The organism is Bradyrhizobium ganzhouense, assembly GCF_049949285.1.
GTDB lineage: Bacteria > Pseudomonadota > Alphaproteobacteria > Rhizobiales > Xanthobacteraceae > Bradyrhizobium > Bradyrhizobium ganzhouense.
On the sequence record NZ_CP181318.1, the window covers coordinates 8,061,070 to 8,085,460 of the forward strand.

Sequence of the window (24,391 nt, forward strand, 5' to 3'; positions counted from 1 at the left end):
AGCTAACGCTAGGCAGCATTGGTCAGGCCACCGGGCGAGCTTTCGTTGAATTGCACGCGCAATGCTTCGACATGGGCTTGCGCTCGCTTGACCGTTTCATCCTTCACCGGGCCGTAGCCTCGGATCTCGTCGGGATAAGACGCCAGAGCCACGGCCGCTTCGAGGTTCTTGCCGTCAAGGTCGGCCACGATTTCATCGACCTGCGCGAAGTACTGATCACGCAACCTTCGTTCCATGCGGCGTTCGTGCATCCAACCGAAAGGATCCAGCGGCGAACCGCGCAGCACCTTGCCTCGCGCCAGCATACGCAGCGCGGGCAACAGAGACCGTGCCGAAAACGCTCTCTTGCGCGGGCGACCGGTCGCCGGATCACCACCAAACAGAATGGGCGGAGCCAAATGCAGTGTGAGCATGCCACCGTCGAACCGGCGCCGCACGCTGTCCAAGAAGGACGGTTCAGTCAGCAGCCGAGCGACTTCGTACTCGTCCTTGTAGGCCATGAGTTTGAAGGCGTTTCTAGCGACCGCTTCGGTCAGTCGGGTCGAGCCCGCCGCCACATTGTCCTCCGCGCTCCGCACGCGCTCGACGAGGGCGCGGAAGCGTTCGGCATAGGCGGCATCCTGGTAGAACCGCAACGCGTCGATCCGGACGGCGATGCGCTCCTGCAACGTGTCGACGGGCTTCGGTGCCATCGTCATCTCCGGCTCATCCGTAGCCAGTAAGCTCTGCGCCGTCCCTGGATCTGCGAAATACAGCCTTCCGAGACGGAATGCGCGCAGCGTTCCGTCCACGTCTGCGCCGTTCAGTCGGATCGCCTGCTCCATCGCGTCCGGCGATAATGGTAGTGCTCCCATTTGTAGGGCATATCCCAGCATGATCATGTTGGCAGAGATCGGATCGCCGAACGCACGCCTTGCAAGGTCATTCGCGGGCACGCAAAGAGGCTGTCTTTCGGCTCGCCGTTCGATGCGGCGAACGAGTCGTTCGGCGTCGAGATCGATGTTGCCGTTTTCATGAAACGTCTGCGTCGCGACCACCTCATGGTCGACGAGGACTGTCGTCGAGCACCCCACCGTCTTCAAGGCTTCGAGCTGGGTTGCCGCGACGACGTCGGATGCGATGAGAAGGCCTGCATCCTCCAGACCAAGGCGCAGCGGCGCCACGCTTTGTGGCGTGGGCAAGATCCGCAAATGGCTGTAAACCGCCCCGCCCTTCTGGGCGAGGCCGGTCATGTCGTAAATGCCGACGCCACGTCCCTCGAGATGAGCCGCCATGCCGACGATCGCAGAGGCCGTCACCACGCCGGTTCCGCCGATACCCGCGAGCAGAATGCCGAATGCTTCGCGGTCGGCGCCCCTGGTTTCCGGCCTCGGCAATCGGGAAACTGCCGCGTCGAGATCGATTGGCTCCGGTTTCTTGAGCTCAGCGCCTTCGATCGTCACGAACGAAGGACAGAAGCCTTCGAGGCAGGACATGTCGCTGTTGCAGCTCGCTTGGTCGATGCGGCGCTTGCGGCCGAACTCGGTCTCAAACGGTTGTACGGACATACAGTTCGATGCCTTGGAGCAGTCCCCGCAACCCTCGCAAACCGCCGGATTGATCACGACACGCTTCGAAGCAGCAGGGAGCTTGCCGCGCTTACGTCTCTTGCGCTTCTCGGTGGCGCACATCTGGACGTAGACGATGACGGTCGTTCCCGGAACCTCGCGCAATTCCCGCTGCACGCTCTCCATGTGAGTACGGGCAAGGACTGCAACGTCAGCCGGCAATGCGTGTCCGGAGCGGACGTCATCCGGATCCTCGGCTACGACCACGACGCGCTTGGCGCCTTCCAGCAAGACTTGCCGGACCATGGCCTCGACCGACAGACCGCTTTCGACGGTCTGGCCACCCGTCATTGCGACCACGTCGTTGACGAGGATCTTGAACGTCACGTTCGCGGCTGACGCGGCTGCCGCACGAATGGCCAGCGAGCCTGAATGGGAGAAGGTGCCGTCACCAAGATTGACGAACACATGCTTTGTGTCCGTGAAATGCGACAGCCCGATCCAGTTCACCCCTTCCGCCCCCATGTGGGTGCATGGCAAAGGGTTGCGGTCCATGAACTGCACGAGGCCGTGGCAACCGATTCCGGCCACACCGAACGAACCCTCCGGTAGCTTCGTCGACCGGTTGTGGGGGCAGCCCGAGCAGAAAACGGGACGGCGCGCGAGCGAACCGATCTCGATTTGCTTGACCGACGCGAGGCGTCCGGAGAGCCGATCAAGCGCCCCCTCCAGCGCTGCGGCGTCTGTGAGATCGGCCGGAACGACAGCCAGGATACGACGGCCGATCGCGAGCCCGGCGCTGGCGGCATCCAACGGCTCGTCCGCTGGAAGCAACGGTTCTCCATCCGGGGTGCGCTTCCCCGAAATGTTCGGTCGCCGGGCCCAATGGTACATCAGCGCGGCCGCCTGGAGCTCCATGTGAGGCCGCTTCTCCTCAACGAAGAGCAGCTCGGCAGCGTCCTGCGCGAATGCATTCAGGGGCTCCGGGTCGACCGGATAGATCAGGCCCACTTTCAGGACGCCAATGCCCAGCCGGCACGCGAGGGCGTCGTCGATGCCGAGGAGCCGCAGCCCATCAATAACGTCCTGGAAAGCCTTGCCGGCGGTCACGATGCCCAGGCAGGAAGGCCGCTCCGCTCCGAACGCGACACGGTCGATCCCGTTTCGCCTCGCGAACGCGTGCACGCGCGGCAGTTTGTTTCGGACCATCCTCTGGTCCTGCGCCGTGACCGCGAGCATTTCCACGCGAATGCTGACGTCGCGGCGCCCAGTCGGCGTCTCTTCGAGAACGGGCATCACTTCGTCGAGTGAAAACTCAACGGCCTGGGTGCAATCCGCCGTCTCGTTGACGAGCTTCAGTCCCGCGAGCAGTCCGCATTCGCGCGACATCGCAAAGCCGGCCAGGCCGAACTTGAAGATGTCATGTACGTCCGACGGATAAAGGATCGGCACTTCATGTGCCGCAAGCGCAACATCGCTCTGATGCGCCAGGGACGACGACTTGCCGGCATGGTCGTCACCAAACGCAAGCAGCACACCCCCGTTAGGATGGGTTCCCGACATGTTGGCGTGCTTGATCGCATCGCCGGACCGATCGACGCCGGGACCTTTGCCATACCACATGCCGAATACGCCATCGACGCGGCGTCCCGGCACGAAGTCGAGCTGCTGACTGCCCCACACGGCGGTCATCGCGAGATCTTCGTTCAGCCCGGGCTCGAAGACGATGTCGGCGGCCTTCAGGCGGTCGACGATCTTCAGGAGCTCATTGTCGATCGTGCCGAGGGGAGACCCCCGATAGCCGGAAATGTAGCCCGCAGTGCGTAAGCCACGCCGCCGGTCGAGCTCCCGCTGCAGCAGCGGCACTCTCGACAGGGCCTGCTTTCCGGTGATGAAGATCGTGCCGCTGATGAGGTCGAATTTGTCCGAAAGCGACACTTCGCGCATGGCTGGAGGGTTCTTTATCTTATCGTTCATTTTTTTCAGGAATCGCCGCGATGCATTCGATCTCCACCCGGACGTCCGGGCGCACGAATTTGGAGACTTCGACGAGCGTGCTTGCCGGCGGATCGATCCCGGCAAAAAACTCCTCGCGGATCTTGTTGGTCGCCGGGTAGTCGCGGATATCGAGCACGAACACGTTCATCTTCAGGACGTGCTGAAATCCCCCGCCTTCCTCATCGAGGACCGACCGGATACGCTCATAGATCACGCGCGTCTGCGCTTCCGCATCCTGCGCACCTGACTCCCGAGCCGTGACGCCCGACACGAACACCAGCTTCGTTCCCGCGAGCGGCAGCACTGTCGCATGAGCGAACTTTCCGAACGGCGCAGGCAGCGCGTCGTAGGTCCGCGATCTCGTCGTCGTCATGATCAGTTACTCCGAGTTGGTGATCGCCGCGGCGTCGCGGATGATGTGGGCCAGTGCACGCTCGCGGAAGGTCCGGTCGGCAAGCGCCGAAGCGTGATTGACTCCAGGCACGGTCTGTCCCTCGCCCCTGGCAAAGAACGCCACCACCGGATATGGGGCGCCCGCCAACTTGTCCTGGTCGCCGACCATAACGAGCGTGGGCGCGGTCACCGTCGCGAGGCGATCGAGGTCAAAAGTCCCGGACTGCCCACGCAGGCATGCCGCGAGAACGCTGAGATCGTTGAACGGCCGCGAAGCAGCGTGCTGCCTGAACCGAACGGCGTAGGACGGGAGCTGCGACCGGTCGCCAGACGAAACCTCCTCATCCTCTCCGAGCGCGTCGGCGAATTCAGGCGCAAGCCCCACGGTTGCGGCGATTCGATCGCCCATACCGCCCAGCACGAGGCTAACGATGCGGCTTGCCGACGCCGATGCAACTGACATCGCAACGTGTGCCCCCATCGAGTAGCCGACGATGCTGAACGAACGCGTTCCCCAGCAATGGCGTCCGAGCGCGATGACGTCACTGGTGAATGCATCCAGCCGATAGTCCGCAGGATCGCGGGATTTGATGCTGCGGCCATGTCCGCGCAGATCGGGAGCGACCACGTCCAATCCTGCGGCGACCAGTGCGTCGAACCAGCCGGTCTCGACCCAGTCGTCATTCGCGTCGGAAGCGAAACCATGTAGGAGAAAAACGGGGGCACCTTGCCCCGCCCTCAGGAATGAGACGTGCGCCGGTCCGCCCGCGGCGAGAGGACCGACCTCCAGGACATGACGCGTTGCGCAATCAACCGACATGACCGGACATCCGCGAGCCTGCCGCACATCTGCGCGCGTCGAGCGCCTCAATCATCGCAGCGGCAGCAAGGACGTTGCGGTCCCTTCCTGGCGCGGCACCGACCTGGAGCCCAATTGGAAGCGCGGCGCACGCGCTGTGCCAAGGCACCGAGACGGCCGGACCATGTGAAAGATTGAACAGCGGCGTAAACGGACACCATTTTAGCCAATCGACCGCTGCGGCGGCCGGCGCGTCCGCGCGAAGCGGCAAGCATGGCATGGTCGGTGTCAGCAGGACGTCGATGTCGTCGACCAGGATCGCGGACAACCGGCTCGCAATCTCTTCTCTGCGCCGTTGCAGTCCGAGCAGATCCTCGGCTGTCAGCCGTTTGACGGGTTCGATGAACTCGAGAAGATCGTGATGCAGGCGGCCGCGCTTGTCCTCAGAGACCTGAGAGACGGCATAGGCGCAGCCGAGACGATAGAGCATGCCGACGATGTCCCTCGACTCCTCGATCGGGATCTCGACGGTTTCGATAGGTGCGTCGGCCGCGATGACCGAGAGCGCGTCCTCCCAGGCACTCCTGATATCGCGGTCGAGATGGCGGTCCAGTCCGGCCGGCACCCCGATCCGGATCTTCGACGGCCGCCCTTGGCCCGACAAATGCTCGCCAGGCGCCGACCGAGCCAGCGACGTCCAATCCGATCCCGCCGCACCGCTCATCACGAAGGCGGCAAGCGCCGCATCCGCCACGCTCCGCGTGATCGGCCCGATATGCGGAAGCTGCCAGAACGCAGCCGGATAGGGATCGAGCGGTATCGCTCCGAACGTCGGCTTGTATCCGACGACACCACAGAACGCAGCCGGAATACGGACCGATCCCGCAGCGTCGGTGCCAATTCCTGCGACGCCGAGCCCCAAGGCGGTTGCCGCCGCTGCCCCGCCGCTGCTGCCACCCGCATGACGAGCGGGATCCAGAGGACTCATCGTGACGCCGCTGAGCGGGCTTTCGGTCAGCCCCTTCCAGGCGAACTCCGGGGTCGTCGTCTTGCCGAGGAAGATCGCGCCAGCCGACCGAAGGCGTCCAATCGAAACCGCGTCGCTCGGCGCGGGCGCATCCGATGTCGTCTGTGATCCTCGCCGCGTCGGCCAGCCGGCGACGTTGAGCGTATCCTTAACCGTGATCGGGACGCCATCCAGCGGGCTGAGCGCCTCGCCCCGGCGATACCGCATTTCCGACGCCCGCGCCATTTTCAGAGCGAGGACCTCATCGACCAGGACGAAGGCGTTCACGGCTCGGTTCAGGCGACCAATCGCATCGAGCTGCGCCCGCACGACATCTACCGGCGATACTCCGCCTCGCTTGTAGCGTTCGTGCAGCCCTGCGGCTTCGCCTTCAGTCGACATAGACTTGGTCCCGCGCAGCGGCGTAGTCGGCGGCGCCTCCGAGGTAGGCCTGGCTTAGCCGAGGATCGGCCGAAAGCTCGGCACTTGAGCCTTCAAGCACGATGCGGCCGAGCTCCAGCACATAGCCTCGGTCCGCCACGGACAGGGCTAATCGTGCATTCTGCTCGACCAGGATGATGGTCAGTCCTTCGGATTTGAGCTGGCCGATGACACGCAAGATCTCCTGGACGATCAGCGGGGCCAGGCCGATCGACGGCTCATCGAGCATCAAGAGGCGCGGTTCGGCCATCAATGCCCTGCCGACCGCCAGCATCTGCTGCTCGCCTCCGGAGAGCGTCGCAGCCTTCTGGCGACGCCGCTCGGCCAGGATCGGAAACAGGCCGTAGATCCGGTCCAGCGATTTGGTCGGCGCGCCGGACCGATAGCCGCCGAGCCGCAGATTGATTTCCACGCTGAGATTCCCGAACAGCTCTCGCCGCTCAGACACAAGAACCACGCCACGACCGACCAGTTGCTCCGGGCGAAGGCCCGCGAGCTCGACGCCGTCGAGCATGACGGCTCCCGCACGCGGCGGACAAAGGCCCATGATCCCGTTGAGCAAGGTCGTCTTGCCCGCACCATTGGCACCGAGCACAGTGACCAACTCTCCGGGCTTCACATCGAGGTCGAGGGATTCGATCACCGTCGCTCGACCATAGCCCACGTTCAATCCGCTAACGTGCAGATGCGGCATGATCACGCTCCCAGATAAGCGGCGATGACGCGCTCGTCGCGACGGACCTCATCCGGAGAGCCAGTCACCAGGCCCTGCCCGCGATCCAGAACGACGACCCGATCGACACAGTTCATGACCAGATCCATGTCGTGTTCGACGAGAAGAACCGACATGCCTGCCCGCTTCAGACGGTGCAGCAACGTGACGAGCTTGAGCTTCTCGCCGCTGCGTAGGCCAGCGGCCGGCTCGTCCAGCAACAGAAGCCTCGGTCGACTGATCAGCGCGCGGGCAATCTCAACCAGCCTGGCCTGCCCCATCGCCAGACGTGACGCCGGCTCATGGGCCAACCCATCCAGCTCCACGATCTCCAGCGCACGCCACGCTTTGGCAAAGGTCGCCGCCTCTTCGCTGCGGTCGAAAGCAAACATCCCGGCGATGATTCCCGAACGGCCCTGGGCGTAGGCGCCGAAGGCCACGTTCTCGAGCACGGTCCGCTCCGGCACGATCCGCACATGCTGGAACGTGCGGGACACTCCGCGGTGCACCAGGTCCGACACCCGCGCAGGCGGCGCTGCCCCCATGAGGACAACATTCCCTTCGGAGGGCTCAAGCAGCCCGGTTGCAATATTGAACGTCGTGGATTTGCCTGCGCCGTTGGGGCCGATCAAACCCACGATCTGGTCCGGCCCGACCGAGAAGGAAACGTCCTGCAGCGCTTTCAAGCCGCCGAAGTTCTTGGCGATGGCCGTGACCGTCAGAAGATCCTCGCCCTCGGCGCCGCGCTTCGACGGGCTCAATTCTATATTCCGGCCGGGCCGCGCCGCCGAGAACGTAGGCCAGACGCGCTGCAACGCGGACCAGATACCGCCAGGCCACCGCAGCAGCACACCGACCAACACGATTCCGAACACGATCATCTCGACATGTCCGGACAATCCGAGCATGCGCGCCACGGTATTCTGCAACACCATTTCGAGCGCAGTGATCGCCATCGCGCCGAGCACGGCGCCGAGCGGATGGGCCATGCCGCCAAAGATGCATGCGATCAGAAGATTGATGCTCGAGGTCAGTCCAAACGGCGCCGGACTCAGGAATTTGAAGTAGAAGGCATAGAGGCCGCCGGACAGACCCGCCAACGTCGCGGCGACAACGAATACCAGCAACCGCAGGCGCGTAGCATTCACGCCGAACACTTCCGCCATTTCGACATTGGTCTTCAGCGCAACGACGGCTCGCCCGGTCCGACTGTGCAGCAATCGCGACAATCCGCCGCCCAACACCGCGACAATCGACCAGACCAAAATCGCAAAGGCGCGCTCGTCCATCAGTTCGAGCCGGCCGATCGCAAGCGGAGGAATCTGACCAAGGCCCGAGGCGCCGCCTGTCAACGAGCCGGCGGCCACGATGCCCGCGCTCGTAGCGATGCCGACGGCAAGCGTCGCAAGCGGCAGGAAATGGCCTTTGAGCCGCAGCGTGATCGCGCCCACGACAATTCCAGCGACCGCGGACGCGGCGACACCTATCAGAAGGGCGAGGATCGAGGGAACATCATGGTCACGGGCGAGGATTGCGGAGACATAGGCACCGATGGCCATGAAAGCGGCTTGCCCCAGCGAAACCTGGCCGGCGATCAGCAGGAGGGTGAGGCCCATCGCCGCAAGAGCGGTGAGGCCCACCGTGACGAGAAGCGTGACGTCGTACTGCGGACCGAGACCAGCGACGATACAGGCGAACACGAACAGACCAATCGCGGCGGCGAGCGAGGCGACGCCGGGCGTGCGCCAGGACGGTCGGATGTCCGGTTGCGGAGGGCTCATGATCAATGCTCGTGTGCGTCGGGTGGACGGACCGCGTTCCGCCACAGCAAAATGGGAATCACCATCAGGAAGACGACGACGTCGCGGAAGGCGCTCACCTGGAACGCGGAGAACGATTCGGTCAGTCCGACCAGCAGGACACCGACCAGCGCCGTGGGATACTCCACGATCCCGCCGAGCGCCGCTGCGACGAAGCCCTTGAGGCCGATCGGGAAGCCCATGTCATAGTTCGCCGTCACCAGCGGAGCGAGCAGCAGGCCGGAGAGCGCGCTGAAGCCCGCGCCGATCGCAAAGCTGAGCTGGCCGGCCACGCTGACGGGAATGCCGCAGAGCTGCGCCCCCGTCCTGTTGACGGCCGTGGCCTGCAAGGCCTGCCCGATCAACGTTCTCTCCGAGAACAGATAGAGCGCGATCATCGCGAACACCGAAAAAGCACAGATCCAGAGGCTCTGATAGGTGACGAAGATGGGTCCCAGCGTGAGACCTCCGTCGACGACCGGCGGAACGGAGCGCGGTTCCGCGCCCCAGATCATCACGGCAGCACCATGGAAGACCATGTAGACGCCGACGCTGACGATCAGGAGCACGATCGGAGACGCGCCGGACACGGGCTCGACGGTCAGACGATAGACCAACGTTCCAAGCGAGGCGGTCGCCACCAGCGAGGCGAGAACGGCGAGCCAATAGGACCCCGGCAGAACACTGGCGGCCCAAGCGGTGGCAAGTACGACCAATATCCAGAATGCCCGCGAGAGGATGATGCGAACTCTGACCGCGACCGACAGCCGCCGATCGGCGAGGTCCTTCAGTGCGAATACACCGAGCCCGCCGGCGACGATTGCGCTCAACACGTTGAACGACCCGGACAGCGCGCCGGCGAACGAGAGCGCTCCCAGCGTCACATACTCTCCCTGCGCGATATTCACCACGCGCGTCACCGTGTAGATCACGATGAGGCTGAGGGCGACCAGCCCGTAGACGGCACCGTTGGTTACGCCGTCAGCAAGCAGGAACAGGAGCGTATCGAGCAAGGCTCACTCCTCGACGAGGACGAACTTGCCGCCCTTGATCTGCGACAGGAAGGTCGAACGCCTGTCGAGACCGAGATGATCGGCCGGAGTGATGTTGAAGACGCCATTCACGCCCGGCCATTCCTTGGTCCGCTCCATCGCATCCTTGATCGCGACGCGGGCGGCGGTCAGATCATCTGACTTCGCCCCGGCAGCCGTTGCATTCTGGTAGGCGTTTACGGCCAGCATCATCGCGTCCCAGGACTGGCCGGCGAAAAGGTCCACTTTCCCTTTGCCGTACGCCCCGTCGTACAGCTCGGCGAACTTGGCAAGCACCGGGCGAAGCGGATTGTCCTTCTTGATCTGATCGTAGACGTTCAATGCGCCGACGCCGACGACGGCGCCCTCGACATTTGCCTTGCCGATATCGACGAACGCGTTGATCGACGAACCGGCACCATGATAGATCGGTCCGGTATAACCGACCCGCTTCAAGGCCTCATGAGCAAGATCGGCCGACGGCGGGATGGCATGGACGTACACCGCATCCAGCCCGGCCTGCTTCAGACGCAACGCCTGCGGCGTGAAGTTGGTATCCTGACGCGCAAAGCGCTCGGTCGCTGCGAGTTCGATGCCGACGTCCTTGGCTACATTCTGGAGCTCCTTGAGGCCCCCTTCGCCGTAAGCGTCTTCGAGACCGAAGAACCCGATCTTCTTGATGCCCTGGCGCTTCATGTAGTTGAGCGTGCGCTGGAGCATCAGCTTGTCGGATGTCGGCGTCTTGAAGGTGAAAAGACGCGCACTTGCCGGCTCGACGATCGTCGCCGACGAGGCCATGGAGATCATCGTGATCTTGGCGGCGTTGACGGTGTCGATGATGGCCATCGAGCTCGGCGTGGTGGTGCAACAGACCACGACATGGGCCTTGTCCTCCTCGATCGCCTTGCGCGTAAGGCTGACGGACTTGGTCGGGTCCGAGCCGTCATCGTAGGAAATGACCTTGATCCTGAACGGGAGATCCTCGCGGTTCGACCAGGTCTTATCAAACAGGTCGACTGCATTCCGCTCCGGCGCCCCCAGGGCTGACGCCGGCCCTGTCACCGCGATGATTGCGGCGATGCGCAACTCCGGCTTCTCCTGTGCTGTTGCCGGATGATGATCGGAGATTGCGATGGCTCCGGCGGTAAGCAGTGTGGACAGGCCAAATGCAATGGAGGTGCGCTTCGCGGTCGTGGTCATGTTCCCCTCACGGTTGCCGTTATGGATGCAACGTGGCACCGCCGCGCACCGCTCCGCTGTATCTGCGGATACATCTGCGACTTTGTGCTGCTGGATACAGCGGACGACCGTTCGCCGACGGTAGAACCGGACATCTTGACCGGCCCAGCCAACGGAGATCGACAGCATGAACGGGGATACCGCCCAGGACTTTCGAACGCTGTTCCGGAGGCTGACGACCGGCGTGACGTTGATCGCGGTCGCAGGGGAATCAGGTCCGACCGGCATGACGGTCAACTCCCTCACACCTGTGAGCCTCGATCCGCCGCTGTTGCTATTTTGTGCTTCGCTGACCAGCGTTACGGCAAAGCGGATCGCCGCCGTCGGTGCTTTTTCTGTCAACCTGCTCGCTGGTGATCAGCAGGACGTATCGATGCATCATGCCGGCAAGCCCCTCGCCGCGCCGACGTGGCGCTGGCAGGAGATCGAGCACGTACCCTGGATCGAGGGAGCCAACGCCACCTTCCGCTGCCGGCTCGTTGCGGAGCACCCGGGTGGCGACCACCGCATCCTCATCGGCCAGATCGAGGACATGTTCGGGCCAGTGACCGCAGCAACCCCGCTGCTCTATCACGGAGGCAGGTATGCGCGCCTTCCCTACGATGAACCGAACCAAGCCACGGAACAACGCGTCGAAGAACTGTGGTGGACGGGTTGAGTCCAGGCTTAGACGTCGAGGTTCTTGGCGAGGATGGTGAAGCCGTCCTCGACGGACAGCATCCCCTTGTCGCGCAGCCGCCCAAGGGTCCGGGTGACGGTTACGCGAGAAGTGCCCGTCATAGACGCGATCTGCTCGTGCGTCAGATGCGTCAAGATCTTCCGGCCTCGCTCGTGATCGACGGCAAACATCCGGCTCAGCCGATTGAGCAGTTCGAGGATGCGCTCTTCCGGATCATTGGAGACGAGATGCTCCAGTCGAAGCGCAAGTATCCGCTGTTTGAGACTGGTCAGCCGGAGCATGGCGAGGGCAAATTCCGGGTCCTCTCGCATCAGGGATTCTAGCCTGGCCACGTCGAACTCGAGTGCTTCGGTCGGTTCAACCGCCACAGCCGTCGAGAACCTCGGCAATCCATCGAACGCGGCGCCTTCACCGCACAGGGCGTTCGGCCCCATGTTTTCCAGCACGACTTCGGTCCCGTCCCGCCGGAAGATCGATACCTGGACGAGCCCCGATTTCACGAAATAGAAGCAGCTATTGACCTCGTCCTGCCGGTAAAGCTGCTCGCCTTCCGCGAAGCGGCGCAGCCTGACCTTACCCTCGAACGAGCGCAGCTTGGCCGCAAGCGCATCCGTCATGCGCCAGGTCGCGGCGGGCTTTTTCGTCATTCATGCCCTCCGCAGATTTCCCCAAAGAACAACATGCACGTATCCGGCGATACAGCGCGCAAACATCACCCCGCGGTATCCGACGTGAATGATAGCGCGAGAGGAGGCAATCGCAATGGGTCTAGCTCAACGAACCGCCGAAGAGGTCGATTCGGATCTGCGCGGGGCCGAGCAGGTTGTCGAAAAGACAGCCGCCCTGGTGCCGTGGCTTAGCGAACAGGCAGCTCGGATCGAAGAGGCCCGGCGCATACCGGACGACGTTGCCGAGCGCCTGTTTGAAACGAGACTCTTCGATCTCATGCGCCCCTCGCGCTTCGGTGGATTTGGCGTTTCGCCGCGCTTTGCCTGGGAAGCGACCTTCCACGTTGCCCGGGGCTGCTCCTCGAGCGCCTGGCTCGCCGGATTGACCAGCGCCAACATCCTCATGCTCGGCAAATTCTCGGCCGAAGCGCAGAAGGACGTGTTCGCGCCCGGCGTGTCGCCGATCGTTCCCATGCTGACGGGCGGCGTCGGGCAAGACATAGAGATCGAACCAGCCGATGGAGGTATCGTTCTCAGTGGGCGCTGGCGATATGCTTCCGGCGTGGACGTTTCTGACTGGCTTGGAATTCTTATCAACATTCCCGCCAAGGACGGTGCCGCAGCACCGCACGTTGTGCTCGTTCCTCAATCCGCGTTTACCATTGATCACCAGAGCTGGCGCGTGATGGGTATGCGCGGAACCGGCAGCAAGAACATAACTCTTGGCAAAGCGTTCGTTCCTGCCCATCGCTTCATGAGTTGGGCTGAGTTGCAAGCAGGAAAGAAGCATCCGACCTGTCCGAATACAGAACCGGTCTACGATTTCCCATTAAACACAGCGAACGCGATGTCGGTCTTGGCCCCAACCTTGGGTGTGGCAAGCGCTTGCAGTGAGGAGAGCATCAAGATCATTCGCGCGCGCGTCAGTTCCGGCAACCAGCAGGCCCAGATCAACGACAAGATTGCTCAAGTTGAAGCCGGAACCAGCGCCGCCACCATGAGCTTTCTGCGGAATTTCCTATTATCCGAGACGGTTGCGATTGAAGACCAGATCCTTCAATGCGGCACACTCTCGCTCGAAGAGCGCGGCTTGAGCCGCACGAAAGTCGCGGTTGCCTCGCGCCAGGCATTGGCCTCTGCACAGCGCCTGTTCGCTTCGCTTGGCGGATCAATGCTCCCCGAAGGGACTCGGATCGAGCGGCTGTTTCGCGATATCCACGCCATGAGTTCGCACTTCCTGCTCCAGCCTGAACCGATCGCGGAGGCCTATGGACGGCTGCTGCTCGGCCTCGACCTGTCCCCGGGGACACGCCTCTGATTGACGACAACGAAGAAAGGATACCCCATGACCAAGACCACCTATGTCTCCAAGAACCCGATATTCGCGACCGCAGGCGGAGGCACGATCTTCGATAGATTTCAGTATTCATCGGCCGTGAAAGCGGGTGGCCTGGTTTTCGTCGCGGGACAGATCGGACTCAATCCGGACGGATCGATGCCGGACAAACCGGAACAGCAATTCGTCAATGCCTTCGAGCGTCTCAAGCTGGTTCTCGAGGAAGCGGGTTGCCAGATGAGCGATCTCGTCGAACTCGTTTCGTATCATGTCGGTTTGCATAGTCACCTGGCCGATTTCATGAAGGTCAAGGAGCGATACGTGCCAGCCCCGTTTCCGACGTGGACCATCCTCGATATCGCCGGTCTGGCCCGTCCGGGCCTGATCATCGAGATCAAGGCAGTTGCCGCCGCCAGGAACTGAGCGCAGTCCGTTTCCTCCCAGACTGGGTCGGGATCGATCGCGATCCCGACCATTTTTCTCGTAGCTCCGTGGAAGCGTGGTCTTCTCTCAAACAGAGGCGCGACACTCACCACTCGTCAGGGAGCGCAACTCGCGCCCGCCTACGGGGCAGACTCAAGCGCTCGATGATCGCGCAAAGGCGCTCGCAGGATCTCGCGAGATGCTTGTTTGGCGCCGTCGCGATGCCCAGAAGCAGGCCCGATCGTCCGGAAGCCGGCCGTGCATACCAAGTTGACAGAGGGACCGGTGCCATTCCGAGCGCGAGGGCTTCCCTCGCAATGGATGTATCTGGCACACCGTTGGGCAATCTCAGTAGGACGGCCAACCCTGCCGTTGCGATGCTGCCGGCAGCCTTGACCTGCGGCTGCAGGCACTCCAGCAAGGCGTCACGTTTAACGGAGTAGGCACGCTTGGTACGCCTAAGATGGCGCAGGTAGTGGCCTCCGCGCATGAACTCGGCGATCGCAAGCTGCACGGACGGACCCGGCGGCGGCGCCAGGCATGCAGCAACCTCCGAGAAGCGGGATACAAGCGAAATGGGCGCGACGAGGAAACCAAGCCGCAAGGTGGGGCTGATGGTCTTGCTGAAGGAGCCAATGTGGATAACGCGCCCTCCGCGATCAAGTGAGGCGAGCGCCGGCGCAGCTCGTCCCTTCATCTGCAGTTCGCTCAAATAGTCGTCTTCAATCACCCACACGCTGTCCTGGGCGGCCCAATCAAGCAGACGCAATCGACGTTCCAGCGACAAGACAACTCCGAGCGGGGCCTGCTGCCCTGGGGTCACGACAACCAGCCGCGCATCGGGGGCATGGCGCAGCCCATGATCAACATTGATGCCGCTGGCGTCGACCGGTATGGCCGCAAGCGACAGTCTCCCGAGCTCCAAGCCTCGACGGGTGAACGGAAATCCGGGCTCCTCGATCCAGGCTCTCTGTCCCTCGAGGCCAAGCACGCGGAGCGCCAGCCCCAGGCCGCTGCTGTATCCGCCGGTAATAATGACCTGCGAGGGCGAACACTCGATACCACGGGCGACAGCGAGATAAGCCGCAATTTCCCTGCGTAGTTCAAATTCACCGCGTGGGTCCGGGTAGATCGGTGATGCGCGCGCTTCCGCGCGAACAGCATGGGACCGGATCCGTGCGAGCAGCGTGGCCGGAAACGTCTCCTCGGCAGGTACCCCCATCTGGAAGATGGCTGGCCCCTGGGTCATCTCCTGGTACATCCCCATAAACGAGCCCGGATCCGGCGGCTGTTCGGATCGGACAACTGCGCGAGGCCGCTCAGCGACATGCGTTCCCGCGGCTCGGGACGCGACGATGAGTTGCGCCGCTGACAGCTTTTCGTAGGCCGAACGCACCGTGCCACGGGCCACGCCGAGTTGCGCCGCAAGATCTTGCCAGGACGGCAGGCGCGCGCCGGGCGTGAGCACGCCGCGCTCGATCGCAACGCCAATACCCATTCGGATCTGCTCTGCCAGCGGCATCTTTGCAGAGCGGTCGAGCTTCAATTGAAATCGCTTGGTCACGGCGCTCTGTAGTACACGATTTTTGTGCATTCTTGGTGCTTTTCTCGGACCTAAGAAGCGACAATTACTGTTGCGGAAGGAGAACAACCATGAAGCTGAAAGCTCTCGTCGGCGCAGCATCTGCCGCCATTGTCATTGCAACTGCCGCGCCCGCTACCGCGGACAATGTCGGCGACAAGGTCACGCCGAATTTCCAGCACGCGATACCGAACATTCCGGGCAAGTCTCTGATCGCGGTCGTTGTCGACTATCCGCCCGGCGGAGCCTCCGTTCCTCATACCCACGCGAAATCGTCCTTCATCTACGCCTATGTCCTGGCGGGAAACATCGAGTCGAAGGTCAATGACGAGCCAACGCGGGTCTACAAGGCAGGCGAAAGCTTTTTCGAAGCTCCCGGTGCCACCCATACCATTAGCCGCAATGCAAGCAAGACCGAGCCAGCGAAGCTGCTCGCGGTCTTCGTCGTCGATACCGACGACAAGGCGCTGACGACACCCGTCAAGTAGAACGCAAGGACCACGAAGCAATGACCAGGCGTCTCGACTACAACCAGCTCGCTCCGAACGGCGTCAAGGCTCTTGGCGGCGTCTACGGCTATGTCATGCAGAGCGGACTTTCCGCCGATCTGATTGAACTCGTCTATTTGCGTGTCTCGCAGATCAACAACTGTGCCTATTGCCTCGACATGCACACCCGCGACCTCATCAAGATGGGTGTGAAGATCGAGAAGCTCGCGCTCGTTCAGGCTTGGGTCGAAGCCGGCCATCTGTTCAATGAGCATGAGCGCGCCGCGCTCGCCTGGGCCGAAACGGTGACCCGCGTGTCGGAGACCGGCGTGCCGGATGAAGCGTTCCAGACCGCACGCGCAGTCTTCGAGGAAAAGGAGCTGGTCGACCTCACGATCGCGATCGGTCTGATGAATGCGTACAACCGGATGGCCATCAGCTTCCGGAACACGCCGCAGGCAGCGCTCGGAAACTAAGGGCGTGCGCCTGCCTCCAAACGCAGGCCAACAAGAGAGATCGTCATGAAGATATTCGTTGCCGGCGCGACCGGCGCCGTGGGCCTGCCACTTGTGCGCGCGCTGTGCACGCTCGGGCATCGGGTGGTCGGTATGACACGCGCGGGTCCGGGCGTCGATCGTCTCCGCGAACTTGGCGCCGCCGCCTCCACCGCCGACGCATTCGATCCGAAGGCGGTGCGCGTTGCGATCGAGACAGCGGCTCCGGACGTGGTGATCGACCAGCTGACCTGGCTTCCGGCTAATCCGGCCGACATCATCAAGTCGATGCCCAACGATACCCGCCTTCATCGTGAGGGCGGCAACAATCTGCTCGTCGCGGCTAGGGAGCTCAGCGTCAAGCGCTACGTCCTGCAGTCACGCGGCTTCTACCTCGATGCTGCGGCGGGAGAGCTCGCCGACGAGAGCGCCAAGCTCCGCTACGACGCGCCCGGCGAAATCGGCGAGAGCGCGCGCGTCATCGGAGCGTATGAGGATCAGGCCCTCGCTTCGCCAGCCCTGGACGGCGTGGTCCTGCGTTACGGCTTCTTCTACGGGCCCGGCACGTGGTATCGCCCGGACGGAGCCGTCGCCGAGCAAGTCCGCAAGCGTGAGGCGGCGATCATCGGCGAAGGCAATGCGGTTTGGTCCTTCGTCCATATCGACGATGCCATCGCGGCAACGATCGCCTCGCTGACGGCTGAGCCGGGAATCTACAACGTCGTCGACGACGATCCGCTGCCCGTTTCCGAATGGCTGCCGGCCTTCGCCCGCTGGGGCGATGCGCCGGAGCCGCCGCGCGTGAGCCTAGAACAGGCACTCGAGACCGCCAGCGAAGAAGCGGTCTACTACCACACGAAGCTGACGGGTGCCTCCAATAGCCGCGCCAAGGCAAAGCTGGGGTTCGTACCACGGCCGCTACTGTGGAAATGACGTTATGACGCCGAAACGATCTCCGAGTACCGCGAACGAATGACGGGATCGCGGTGCTCGCGGCGCCGAGCACCCTGGGCGGAATTGAAGAATTGCGCCTGAGTGCTCGATCGTCTTGTTGTGGACCTGCTGCTGCCTTGTCACCTGAGTCAAGTCCGGTTCAGGCAGCAGCCGGATTGGTGCCAGGCACGACACCACGATCGCGCCGCTCAGAACTTGACAGTAATGCCGGAATAGAGCGACGATTCCGTGCAGCTTCGATTGGTCGCTGGCGCGACGCACGCGGGATGGACGTTGTGGTCGAGGCCGAACTTGTTCTGCCAATAGCGATAGGCGACCCACAGATCCACGAAGTGGGAGTATTTCGGACCCCAGGCGGCCTTACTGGCATCGAAGGTCAGGCGGATCGGTTCGCTATTGAGCTCAATTGCGGTCGGCGGCTGCGCCGCCAGTGGCGCCTGAGCGGTGGTCGTGCCCGTGCCCTTCGGACCATACCAGCCCGCGCGGCCGCTGATCGCGAAGTATTGCAGTTGCGGCGGCAGAAAGCCGAGATCCATGTAGTAGTTGACCTCGACGGCCCATGTCGGACGATAGTCGAGGACTCCGTCGACGATACCGGCGCCGGCGATGAAGGCCGGCGTCAGAAACGCGTTGTGGTTCGTCTCCTTGTAGAGCAGTGGGGCCACGTTGAAGAATCCCTTGTAGGGCAGGTCGAAGGCAAACTGCAGGCCTGCTACCACGGCCTTCTTGTTCGGCGCGAGCAAGGTATTCATCGCCTCGCCATCGACGCCGACCTCGAACGACACGTTATGTAACGGACCGATCGAAAATGCCTGCGTGTTGAAGATCTGGTTGAAGCCGAACGTGCTTCGTATCAAGCCATAGAATTCCGTTGCACCCGAGCAGCCCGTCCGCTGCAGAACCGGGCATGGGGATACCGGGGTCGCGTGATCGTACTCGATCAGCTGGAGATTGATCAGATTGGTGCCATACGCCCACGCATCGAAATGGGTAAATGCGGCGACCTGCGACGCGGTCTGGTTCGCAAGTCCGGGATAACTGCCCGTGAACGCGTATGCGTAGGTCAATCTGTTGTCGTTGACGAAGAAGAACGGAGCCTCGGCAGCCGCTGCGGGTGCTTTCACCGGCAGGTCCGCTGCGAACGCATCGCCGGACGACATGAGCACGAGCGACGCGAATGCGGCCGCTAACGATCTTGCACTATGAACCATTAAGCTGTCCCCCCTTGGACGATTGAAACGATCCGGAGCGCGACCGCTGTTCGATGGACGTCGGCTCAACGTTGACCGTTCCGCCCGCGCTTCCAACTGGCGCCGTCACTCCCCACTTCGCCGCTTCGCCTCAGGCAAAGACATTCGAAGTCCAGCCACTTCATCGCGGGACGGGGCGCGATGTGGGTCGTCAGACCCAAACTGGGTCCATGAGAGGAAAATTCGCTCGCTGTGTTGGACTTGCGACACCTGACCGGATGCGTCGCAAAACGCAGGAAGGCCGGGAGGCGGTCGCGATCCGTCTCCCGGCCTTCGTCTCTCCGACAAGTGTCGCGGATCAGCGCCCTCTGGCAAATTGCGGGAGCGATGCGACGGCCGCCGCTCCGAACACAAGGCACGAAGCCATTACCCAGAGCGCGATGCGATAGCTTCCGTAGGAATCGAAGAGATGGCCGACGATCGCAGGTCCGGCAGCCGCACCTATGCTGAACATCGAGTAGATCGAGCCGTAGAGAAAACCGTAATTCTTCATGCCGAAGTAGCGTGCCGTCAGGTATGCGATGAGATCGATCTCGGCGCCGAGAGCAAAGCCCAGCAGGAAAGCGGCAAAAGGCGCGGTCGAGGCCCCGCCGAGATTGAGCAGCACGCAGCCGCTTGCCGTCAGCAGGAAGACCACCGCTGCGACATGCGGCGCGAAGAGCCGGTCAAGCGTCCAGCCCACGAGCACACGTCCAACGATGACGCCGATGCCGATGAACGATGCAATCGCGGCGGCCTCGGGCAGCGACATTCCGGTGTCGCGCAAGAGGGGCACCATGTGCACCACAAGACCCGAGATCGCCGCGGCGACGGCGATGAAGCCGATTGCGATCGTCCAGAACACGCGGGATTTCAGCGCTTCCGTGCGATCGACGCCATCGGCATTGTCCTTCCGCGGGACACCAGCGCCTTCAACTCCGCGAAATCCCACCAGCACCAGCGGCCAGGCCAACGCGGCCGCGATGGCGAGAAGCATGAAGCCTGTGCGCCAACCCGACGCCCCGATGGTCGCGGCCAGAGCCGGCGGCAGAACGAGCGCCGCGATGCCGGTACCTGCGAGCACGATGCCGAGCGCAAGTCCCCGCGACGACGAGAAGCTGCCATTCACGACCCGGGTGTAGACGATCGGGGTCGTACCCCCGCCGGCACTGCCCGCAGCGAAGAACAGCGCGTAGAAGGCGGTCAATGAATTGCCGAGCTGGTGCAGTCCGGCCATGATCAGGGCCAGCATCGGGATAGAAACGAGCGCGACGATGCGGGCGCCATGTCGATCGATGAGCCACCCTGCGATCGGCCCGGAGATCACGAAGCCCAGCGTCAGATAGATCAGCGCTCCCGATATCTGGCCGCGATTCCAGCCGAACTCGTGCTGGAACGGTTCGAAGAACACGCCGATGCTGTAGAACAGCAGCGACGCGGCGCCCACGGCGATGCCGAACAACGACGTCACCAGCACGAGCCAGCCTTCGGCGATCTCCTGCTTCCTGACCTTGGTCGAGTCTCCCATGATGCTCAAATTTCCCTCCCTTGTTTTGACGACGGCTGAACGCACCGGCTTGTCGCCAGCGAAGCCGCCGCGCGTTTCGATGCAGCTTTCCGGGCCCTAGGCGGGTAATGTCCCGTAGATGTCCAAATAGGTCCGCTCGAGATGAGCGGAGAGCTTGGCGGCGGCCGCGCTCTGAGACCGCGAGAGCACGGTATCGGCCAGACTCTCGTGCTCGGCGACGAAATCGTCCGCGCTGATCGCCGTCCCGATCATGATCCTGCGATACCGAAAGGCCTGGTCGTAAAGCTGGCTGGCGAGATCCATCATGCGCGGCGACCCGCACCCCGCGATCAGGCTCGCATGAAAGCCCTTGTGGACGAGATTCAGTTCCGGCGAGTCCTTCAATACCTTGTTTCGCCCGGCGATCCGCTTGAGCTGGTGCAGCGACGAGACGATCTCCCCTTCCCATCGTCCATCGCCGAAGCGCATGGAACGCCGTAATGCGGCGCTCTCGATCGCCACACGCGTCATCGTAATATCGGCGAGATCTTCCGCGCTCGTGGGAGCCACGCGGAAACCGCGCTGCCCCACCGCCACAACGAGCCCGCGCGACACGAGCCGTGAGAGCGCCTCGCGCATCGGCGTCTGGCTGACGCCGAACTCCTTTGCGATGTCGGCGATCCTGAGCTTCATCCCGGGCGACAGGCGTCCCTTCACGATCGCCTCTTCCAGGAATAACTCGGCACGCTCCGTCAGCGTCGCGGCCTCGTCGTGCGGCGGCATCAATCGGCTCCCGACGGACATATATGCTTCCTCATTATCTCTTGATCTTTCATTTCATGTATATTATTAAGAAAAATATAGTTTTTGCAAGAGGTGAAAATGAAACTCGTCACCTTCTCGCGGGCTGGCTCGTGCCCGCGGCCTGGCGTGTTGATTGAAGCCAGCTCAACGCCGAGGGTTCTGGACTGGGGGTTGGCGGAAGCGCGAACCGCGACGCCATCGCAGCTTCCGGCGAGCGTTCTCGAACTCATCGCAGCAGGCGAGCTCGCGCTCGACGCCCTTCGACGCCTGGTCGAAGAGGCCGGTCGAGACGAGAGCTTGTCGTATCCGTTGCCCGCGGTGAGCCTGCATGCTCCAGTCCCCGAACCACCTCAGATGCGCGATTTCTCTGTGTTTCCAGGCCACATTCGCCGAGCGCCCGCCGGCATGCAGCGCATCGCCGCAAGAAAACGGGGTAACGAGGCGGCTGCCGCGGCGGTCAAGGCGCTCGATGACGTACCACAGGTCTATCGTGACCGGCCGATCTACTACATCACCAATCGATTCAGCGTGAGCGGTCCCGACGCGGACGTGCTCTGGCCCGACTACAGCCGGCTCATGGATTTCGAGCTCGAGCTCGGCATCTTCCTGTCCAGGGGCGGCCGCAACATCACCGCTTCCAGCGCTCGCTCACACATCTTCGGGTACACGATCTACAACGATTTCTCGGCGAGGGACGCACAGTTCGAGGAGATGCAGGGCATGCTGGGTCCCGCGAAAGGAAAGAGTTTTGACGCCGGCAATGTTCTCGGCCCGTGGATCGTGACCTCGGACGAAATTCCCGATCCCTACAATCTGGCCATGCGGGCCAGAGTCAATGGCGAGACCTGGACGGATGCCGACAGCAGCGGAATGCTGCACTCCTTCGAGGAGATGATCGCCTATGTGTCGCGGAGCGAGACGCTCCACGCCGGAGAGTTCTTCGGCTCCGGTACGGTTGGCGGGGGCTGCGGCCTGGAGCTCGACCGCTGGCTGAAGCACGGTGACGTCGTCGAGCTTGAGGTTGAGCGCATCGGCGTCCTGCGCAATCGCGTGCTGCGGGCGGACAAATGATGCTGCCCGAGGCGGAAGCACGCGATGCCATGAAACGACAGTCGTACCGCCTGCAGGCGAATGCCGATCGGCCGGACATCTTGTCGCCTATCAAGCACCCGTCGTTCGATGTCTTTCGGCAGCAGGCTCACGTGCTGCAGAATCGGGAGAAGATCGCCCGGCTGTTGCGGCTCTTCTCGTCCCCGAGGAAGCGGCTCGGGCTGACTCCGGACGAACTCTTGATCTTCTTCGCAATCGGGTATCTCGGCACCAGGATCACAGGCAGCACGATCCAGGTGATACCGATCGGGATCATCGATGTGTCGGCTCTTCTGGGCATTCCAAAGGAGACCGTCCGCAGGAAGACCATAAGGCTGGTGGATCTCGATTACGTCCAGACCACGCCGAAGGGCGTTTTGGTCAAGGAAATCAAGGTCTGGTGCCAGATGCTGGAGCGCGCTGTCGCGTGAACAGGCTCCCCCCGAGTAGTCCCGCACGCAGTTGAAGGTCTCACTCTCACCGAAGAGGCGTTTAAGAGGCAAGGAATAGGGACATGACGAGATGGCCGTACACCAAAGGTCTCCACGATCTGGGCAACGGGTGTTTCGCCTGGTTGGTACCGGACGGCTCATGGGGCTACAGCAATGCCGGCCTCATCGTCGACGGAGACGAGGCGCTGCTCGTCGATACGTTGTTCGACCTCAGATCGACGCGGGAGATGCTCGACCGAATGCGCCGGCAAGTCCTCGCCTCGCGAAGGATCGGCACGCTTATCAACACCCATGCCAACGGCGACCATACCTTCGGCAATCAGCTCGTCAATGGTGCGCGGATCGTGGCCACCACCAAATGCCGCGACGAGATGCACGAACGGCCTCCGGAATTCTTCCGAAACCTGTTCGGCGCCTGGCGAGCGCTCGGCGATGCCGGAGCCTTCATGCACGAGGTGATGGGCAGCCGATTCGACTTCGCCGACATCGTGGCCACACCTCCGACAACCACGTTCGATGGGTCGCTCACGCTCAAAGTGGGAAGCAAGACGGTACAGCTGATTGAAGTCGGTCCCGCCCATACGCCCGGAGACCTGCTGGTCCACGTCCCGCAGGACAGGACCGCGTTCACTGGCGACATCATGTTCGTCAAGGGACACCCGATTGTCTGGGCAGGCCCGATCTCGAACTGGATCGCCGCTTGCGACCGGATCTTGTCCTGGGATGTCGAGACGATCGTGCCCGGACACGGAGCCATTACGGACAAGAACGGCGTGCAGGACCTGAAACACTATCTCGAATACGTCCTCGTCGAGGCCAGAAAGCGATACGACGCCGGCATGAGCTACGAGGAGGCGGCAAACGACATTTCGATGGATTCCTTCAGGGACTGGAGCGAACCGGAGCGGCTCGTCGTCAATGTCGATGCCGCCTATCGCGAGTTCGAGGGACAAGGCCGAACGGCCGATCCCATGCGCCTGTTCGCCCTCATGGCCAAGGCCCATTTCGGCCACAAGGGTTGCCCCGCCTGCAAGGGCGATGGCGGGATGCACGCGCACTAGGGAATAGGCCGACGGAGGAGATCCGATGAAGCCGAACGATGAATGCGATGGTGCGCGGGCCGTCTCCCGGCGAACCAGCCCTGGCCGTCGGCGCCGCAATCGCCGCGACGCCCCTGCTTCCGCCCTTGGCCGCGGCCGCCCAAGCCAAGGCGAACCATTCCACTCAAGAACGAGGAGAAGAGATCATGGCGTTCGTAGCGACGAAGGATGGGACACGGATATTCTTCAAGGATTGGGGACCGAAGAGCGCCCAGCCCATCGTCTTTCATCATGGATGAGCTCAGATGCGCGAACGACTCTCGATGACGAAGCTTAACGGGACGACCTAAGATGGCCTCGTCGCTTGCAACTCATGTTGCCCAGATTGATCAGCGAGCTGACAGCATCGCAGACGGTAAGCTGGCTGAAAATTCTCATGATGAAAAGAGCTCTTCAGATGCATATTCGAATTCTCATGTCGGGATTGCCCGGAAGCGCCACCGCCTTCCGCAACGCCGGTCAGAGCTCCGAAATCTGCTCCAATTATCCGCATGAGACAGTACAACTACGGTTCGGCAGATCGGATTTTTCGCACACTATGGAAGCGTTGTAGGGCCGCTGCGACATCGGCGCACGAAGCACGACGCCCCCTCTGCACCGTTGTCCGCTGCGAGCCCCAGT

General features: G+C 62.6%; 23 protein-coding genes. 10 read left to right on the top strand and 13 right to left on the bottom strand.

Annotation, left to right across the window (positions count from 1 at the left end; genetic code table 11):
* Positions 1-8: 8 nt before the first annotated feature.
* The 8 genes from ACLFLU_RS37535 to ACLFLU_RS37570 all read right to left on the bottom strand — a co-directional run bounded on the left by ACLFLU_RS37535 (position 9) and on the right by ACLFLU_RS37570 (position 10,926).
* Positions 9-3,524, bottom strand: coding sequence for an indolepyruvate ferredoxin oxidoreductase family protein (locus tag ACLFLU_RS37535; RefSeq protein ID WP_426409662.1), 3,516 nt, complete (start codon positions 3,522-3,524; stop codon positions 9-11).
* Positions 3,514-3,849 carry a RidA family protein gene (locus ACLFLU_RS37540; RefSeq protein WP_426409663.1) on the bottom strand — a complete coding sequence of 112 codons (336 nt, stop codon included), beginning with the start codon at positions 3,847-3,849 and terminating at the stop codon, positions 3,514-3,516. Before ACLFLU_RS37540 ends, ACLFLU_RS37535 begins: the two co-directional genes overlap by 11 nt.
* A 75-nt stretch (positions 3,850-3,924) precedes the next feature.
* Positions 3,925-4,758, bottom strand: coding sequence for an alpha/beta fold hydrolase (locus tag ACLFLU_RS37545; RefSeq protein ID WP_426409664.1), 834 nt, complete (start codon positions 4,756-4,758; stop codon positions 3,925-3,927).
* On the bottom strand, positions 4,748-6,145 hold the full coding sequence (locus ACLFLU_RS37550) for an amidase (RefSeq protein WP_426409665.1): 1,398 nt from the start codon (positions 6,143-6,145) through the stop codon (positions 4,748-4,750). Before ACLFLU_RS37550 ends, ACLFLU_RS37545 begins: the two co-directional genes overlap by 11 nt.
* Positions 6,135-6,878, bottom strand: a complete 744-nt coding sequence (locus tag ACLFLU_RS37555; RefSeq protein ID WP_426409666.1) for an ABC transporter ATP-binding protein — start codon at positions 6,876-6,878, stop codon at positions 6,135-6,137. Before ACLFLU_RS37555 ends, ACLFLU_RS37550 begins: the two co-directional genes overlap by 11 nt.
* Positions 6,879-6,880: 2 nt before the next feature.
* A complete protein-coding gene (locus ACLFLU_RS37560; RefSeq protein WP_426409667.1) occupies positions 6,881-8,677 on the bottom strand; it encodes an ABC transporter permease subunit in 1,797 nt (598 codons plus the stop codon).
* A gap of 2 nt (positions 8,678-8,679) precedes the next feature.
* A complete protein-coding gene (locus ACLFLU_RS37565) occupies positions 8,680-9,708 on the bottom strand; it encodes a branched-chain amino acid ABC transporter permease (protein ID WP_426409668.1) in 1,029 nt (342 codons plus the stop codon).
* 3 nt (positions 9,709-9,711) lie between these two features.
* Positions 9,712-10,926, bottom strand: coding sequence for an ABC transporter substrate-binding protein (locus ACLFLU_RS37570; protein WP_426409669.1), 1,215 nt, complete (start codon positions 10,924-10,926; stop codon positions 9,712-9,714).
* Positions 10,927-11,092: 166 nt separating this feature from the next.
* Here ACLFLU_RS37570 and ACLFLU_RS37575 point away from each other — a divergent pair, with 166 nt between their 5' ends.
* Entirely contained in the window at positions 11,093-11,623 is a 531-nt protein-coding gene (locus ACLFLU_RS37575) for a flavin reductase family protein (RefSeq protein ID WP_426409670.1), read from the top strand.
* 8 nt (positions 11,624-11,631) lie between these two features.
* Here ACLFLU_RS37575 and ACLFLU_RS37580 read toward each other — a convergent pair whose 3' ends face one another.
* Complete coding sequence (locus ACLFLU_RS37580) at positions 11,632-12,261, bottom strand: Crp/Fnr family transcriptional regulator (protein WP_426409671.1); 630 nt, start codon at positions 12,259-12,261, stop codon at positions 11,632-11,634.
* A 145-nt stretch (positions 12,262-12,406) separates the two neighbouring features.
* Here ACLFLU_RS37580 and ACLFLU_RS37585 point away from each other — a divergent pair, with 145 nt between their 5' ends.
* The gene (locus tag ACLFLU_RS37585) at positions 12,407-13,630 is read left to right on the top strand and encodes an acyl-CoA dehydrogenase family protein (protein ID WP_426409672.1); all 1,224 of its coding nucleotides are present in this window, start codon (positions 12,407-12,409) and stop codon (positions 13,628-13,630) included.
* Between the two features lie 27 nt (positions 13,631-13,657).
* Positions 13,658-14,071, top strand: a complete 414-nt coding sequence (locus tag ACLFLU_RS37590; RefSeq protein WP_426409673.1) for a RidA family protein — start codon at positions 13,658-13,660, stop codon at positions 14,069-14,071.
* Positions 14,072-14,177: 106 nt separating this feature from the next.
* Here ACLFLU_RS37590 and ACLFLU_RS37595 read toward each other — a convergent pair whose 3' ends face one another.
* Entirely contained in the window at positions 14,178-15,593 is a 1,416-nt protein-coding gene (locus ACLFLU_RS37595) for a PLP-dependent aminotransferase family protein (RefSeq protein WP_426414155.1), read from the bottom strand.
* A 131-nt stretch (positions 15,594-15,724) separates the two neighbouring features.
* Here ACLFLU_RS37595 and ACLFLU_RS37600 point away from each other — a divergent pair, with 131 nt between their 5' ends.
* The 3 genes from ACLFLU_RS37600 to ACLFLU_RS37610 are packed head-to-tail and all read left to right on the top strand — an operon-like array spanning position 15,725 to position 17,568.
* Positions 15,725-16,141, top strand: coding sequence for a cupin domain-containing protein (locus ACLFLU_RS37600; RefSeq protein ID WP_426409674.1), 417 nt, complete (start codon positions 15,725-15,727; stop codon positions 16,139-16,141).
* 20 nt (positions 16,142-16,161) lie between these two features.
* Positions 16,162-16,617, top strand: coding sequence for a carboxymuconolactone decarboxylase family protein (locus ACLFLU_RS37605; protein ID WP_426409675.1), 456 nt, complete (start codon positions 16,162-16,164; stop codon positions 16,615-16,617).
* Positions 16,618-16,662: 45 nt separating this feature from the next.
* Positions 16,663-17,568 (top strand): NAD-dependent epimerase/dehydratase family protein, encoded by a 906-nt coding sequence (locus ACLFLU_RS37610; RefSeq protein WP_426409676.1) that lies wholly within the window; start codon positions 16,663-16,665, stop codon positions 17,566-17,568.
* Between the two features lie 209 nt (positions 17,569-17,777).
* Here ACLFLU_RS37610 and ACLFLU_RS37615 read toward each other — a convergent pair whose 3' ends face one another.
* From ACLFLU_RS37615 to ACLFLU_RS37625, 3 genes are all read right to left on the bottom strand, one after another.
* Positions 17,778-18,800, bottom strand: coding sequence for a hypothetical protein (locus ACLFLU_RS37615; RefSeq protein WP_426409677.1), 1,023 nt, complete (start codon positions 18,798-18,800; stop codon positions 17,778-17,780).
* A gap of 337 nt (positions 18,801-19,137) precedes the next feature.
* Entirely contained in the window at positions 19,138-20,346 is a 1,209-nt protein-coding gene (locus ACLFLU_RS37620) for an MFS transporter (protein ID WP_426414156.1), read from the bottom strand.
* 96 nt (positions 20,347-20,442) lie between these two features.
* Complete coding sequence (locus ACLFLU_RS37625; protein WP_426409678.1) at positions 20,443-21,108, bottom strand: GntR family transcriptional regulator; 666 nt, start codon at positions 21,106-21,108, stop codon at positions 20,443-20,445.
* 99 nt (positions 21,109-21,207) lie between these two features.
* Here ACLFLU_RS37625 and ACLFLU_RS37630 point away from each other — a divergent pair, with 99 nt between their 5' ends.
* The 4 genes from ACLFLU_RS37630 (at position 21,208) to ACLFLU_RS37645 (ending at position 24,009) form a co-directional block, all read left to right on the top strand.
* Positions 21,208-22,200: a fumarylacetoacetate hydrolase family protein gene (locus ACLFLU_RS37630; RefSeq protein WP_426409679.1), complete on the top strand. Its 993-nt coding sequence runs from the start codon at positions 21,208-21,210 to the stop codon at positions 22,198-22,200.
* A 29-nt stretch (positions 22,201-22,229) separates the two neighbouring features.
* Positions 22,230-22,649, top strand: coding sequence for a hypothetical protein (locus ACLFLU_RS37635; RefSeq protein WP_426409680.1), 420 nt, complete (start codon positions 22,230-22,232; stop codon positions 22,647-22,649).
* A gap of 83 nt (positions 22,650-22,732) precedes the next feature.
* Positions 22,733-23,731 carry an MBL fold metallo-hydrolase gene (locus tag ACLFLU_RS37640; protein WP_426409681.1) on the top strand — a complete coding sequence of 333 codons (999 nt, stop codon included), beginning with the start codon at positions 22,733-22,735 and terminating at the stop codon, positions 23,729-23,731.
* A 38-nt stretch (positions 23,732-23,769) separates the two neighbouring features.
* The gene (locus tag ACLFLU_RS37645; RefSeq protein WP_426409682.1) at positions 23,770-24,009 is read left to right on the top strand and encodes a hypothetical protein; all 240 of its coding nucleotides are present in this window, start codon (positions 23,770-23,772) and stop codon (positions 24,007-24,009) included.
* Positions 24,010-24,391: the final 382 nt, after the last annotated feature.

Excerpts from the sequence above, each read along its gene's own strand:
- ACLFLU_RS37535 (WP_426409662.1), bottom strand. The coding sequence starts at position 3,524 with ATGAACGATAAGATAAAGAACCCTCCAGCCATGCGCGAAGTGTCGCTT.
- ACLFLU_RS37630 (WP_426409679.1), top strand. The coding sequence starts at position 21,208 with ATGAAACTCGTCACCTTCTCGCGGGCTGGCTCGTGCCCGCGGCCTGGC.
- ACLFLU_RS37625 (WP_426409678.1), bottom strand. The coding sequence starts at position 21,108 with ATGCCGCCGCACGACGAGGCCGCGACGCTGACGGAGCGTGCCGAGTTA.
- ACLFLU_RS37645 (WP_426409682.1), top strand. The coding sequence starts at position 23,770 with ATGAATGCGATGGTGCGCGGGCCGTCTCCCGGCGAACCAGCCCTGGCC.
- ACLFLU_RS37640 (WP_426409681.1), top strand. The coding sequence starts at position 22,733 with ATGACGAGATGGCCGTACACCAAAGGTCTCCACGATCTGGGCAACGGG.
- ACLFLU_RS37580 (WP_426409671.1), bottom strand. The coding sequence starts at position 12,261 with ATGACGGATGCGCTTGCGGCCAAGCTGCGCTCGTTCGAGGGTAAGGTC.
- ACLFLU_RS37555 (WP_426409666.1), bottom strand. The coding sequence starts at position 6,878 with ATGCCGCATCTGCACGTTAGCGGATTGAACGTGGGCTATGGTCGAGCG.
- ACLFLU_RS37585 (WP_426409672.1), top strand. The coding sequence starts at position 12,407 with ATGGGTCTAGCTCAACGAACCGCCGAAGAGGTCGATTCGGATCTGCGC.
- ACLFLU_RS37605 (WP_426409675.1), top strand. The coding sequence starts at position 16,162 with ATGACCAGGCGTCTCGACTACAACCAGCTCGCTCCGAACGGCGTCAAG.
- ACLFLU_RS37570 (WP_426409669.1), bottom strand. The coding sequence starts at position 10,926 with ATGACCACGACCGCGAAGCGCACCTCCATTGCATTTGGCCTGTCCACA.
- ACLFLU_RS37620 (WP_426414156.1), bottom strand. The coding sequence starts at position 20,346 with ATGGGAGACTCGACCAAGGTCAGGAAGCAGGAGATCGCCGAAGGCTGG.
- ACLFLU_RS37560 (WP_426409667.1), bottom strand. The coding sequence starts at position 8,677 with ATGAGCCCTCCGCAACCGGACATCCGACCGTCCTGGCGCACGCCCGGC.
- ACLFLU_RS37575 (WP_426409670.1), top strand. The coding sequence starts at position 11,093 with ATGAACGGGGATACCGCCCAGGACTTTCGAACGCTGTTCCGGAGGCTG.
- ACLFLU_RS37635 (WP_426409680.1), top strand. The coding sequence starts at position 22,230 with ATGAAACGACAGTCGTACCGCCTGCAGGCGAATGCCGATCGGCCGGAC.
- ACLFLU_RS37545 (WP_426409664.1), bottom strand. The coding sequence starts at position 4,758 with ATGTCGGTTGATTGCGCAACGCGTCATGTCCTGGAGGTCGGTCCTCTC.
- ACLFLU_RS37595 (WP_426414155.1), bottom strand. The coding sequence starts at position 15,593 with ATGCCGCTGGCAGAGCAGATCCGAATGGGTATTGGCGTTGCGATCGAG.
- ACLFLU_RS37550 (WP_426409665.1), bottom strand. The coding sequence starts at position 6,145 with ATGTCGACTGAAGGCGAAGCCGCAGGGCTGCACGAACGCTACAAGCGA.
- ACLFLU_RS37610 (WP_426409676.1), top strand. The coding sequence starts at position 16,663 with ATGAAGATATTCGTTGCCGGCGCGACCGGCGCCGTGGGCCTGCCACTT.
- ACLFLU_RS37600 (WP_426409674.1), top strand. The coding sequence starts at position 15,725 with ATGAAGCTGAAAGCTCTCGTCGGCGCAGCATCTGCCGCCATTGTCATT.
- ACLFLU_RS37615 (WP_426409677.1), bottom strand. The coding sequence starts at position 18,800 with ATGGTTCATAGTGCAAGATCGTTAGCGGCCGCATTCGCGTCGCTCGTG.
- ACLFLU_RS37590 (WP_426409673.1), top strand. The coding sequence starts at position 13,658 with ATGACCAAGACCACCTATGTCTCCAAGAACCCGATATTCGCGACCGCA.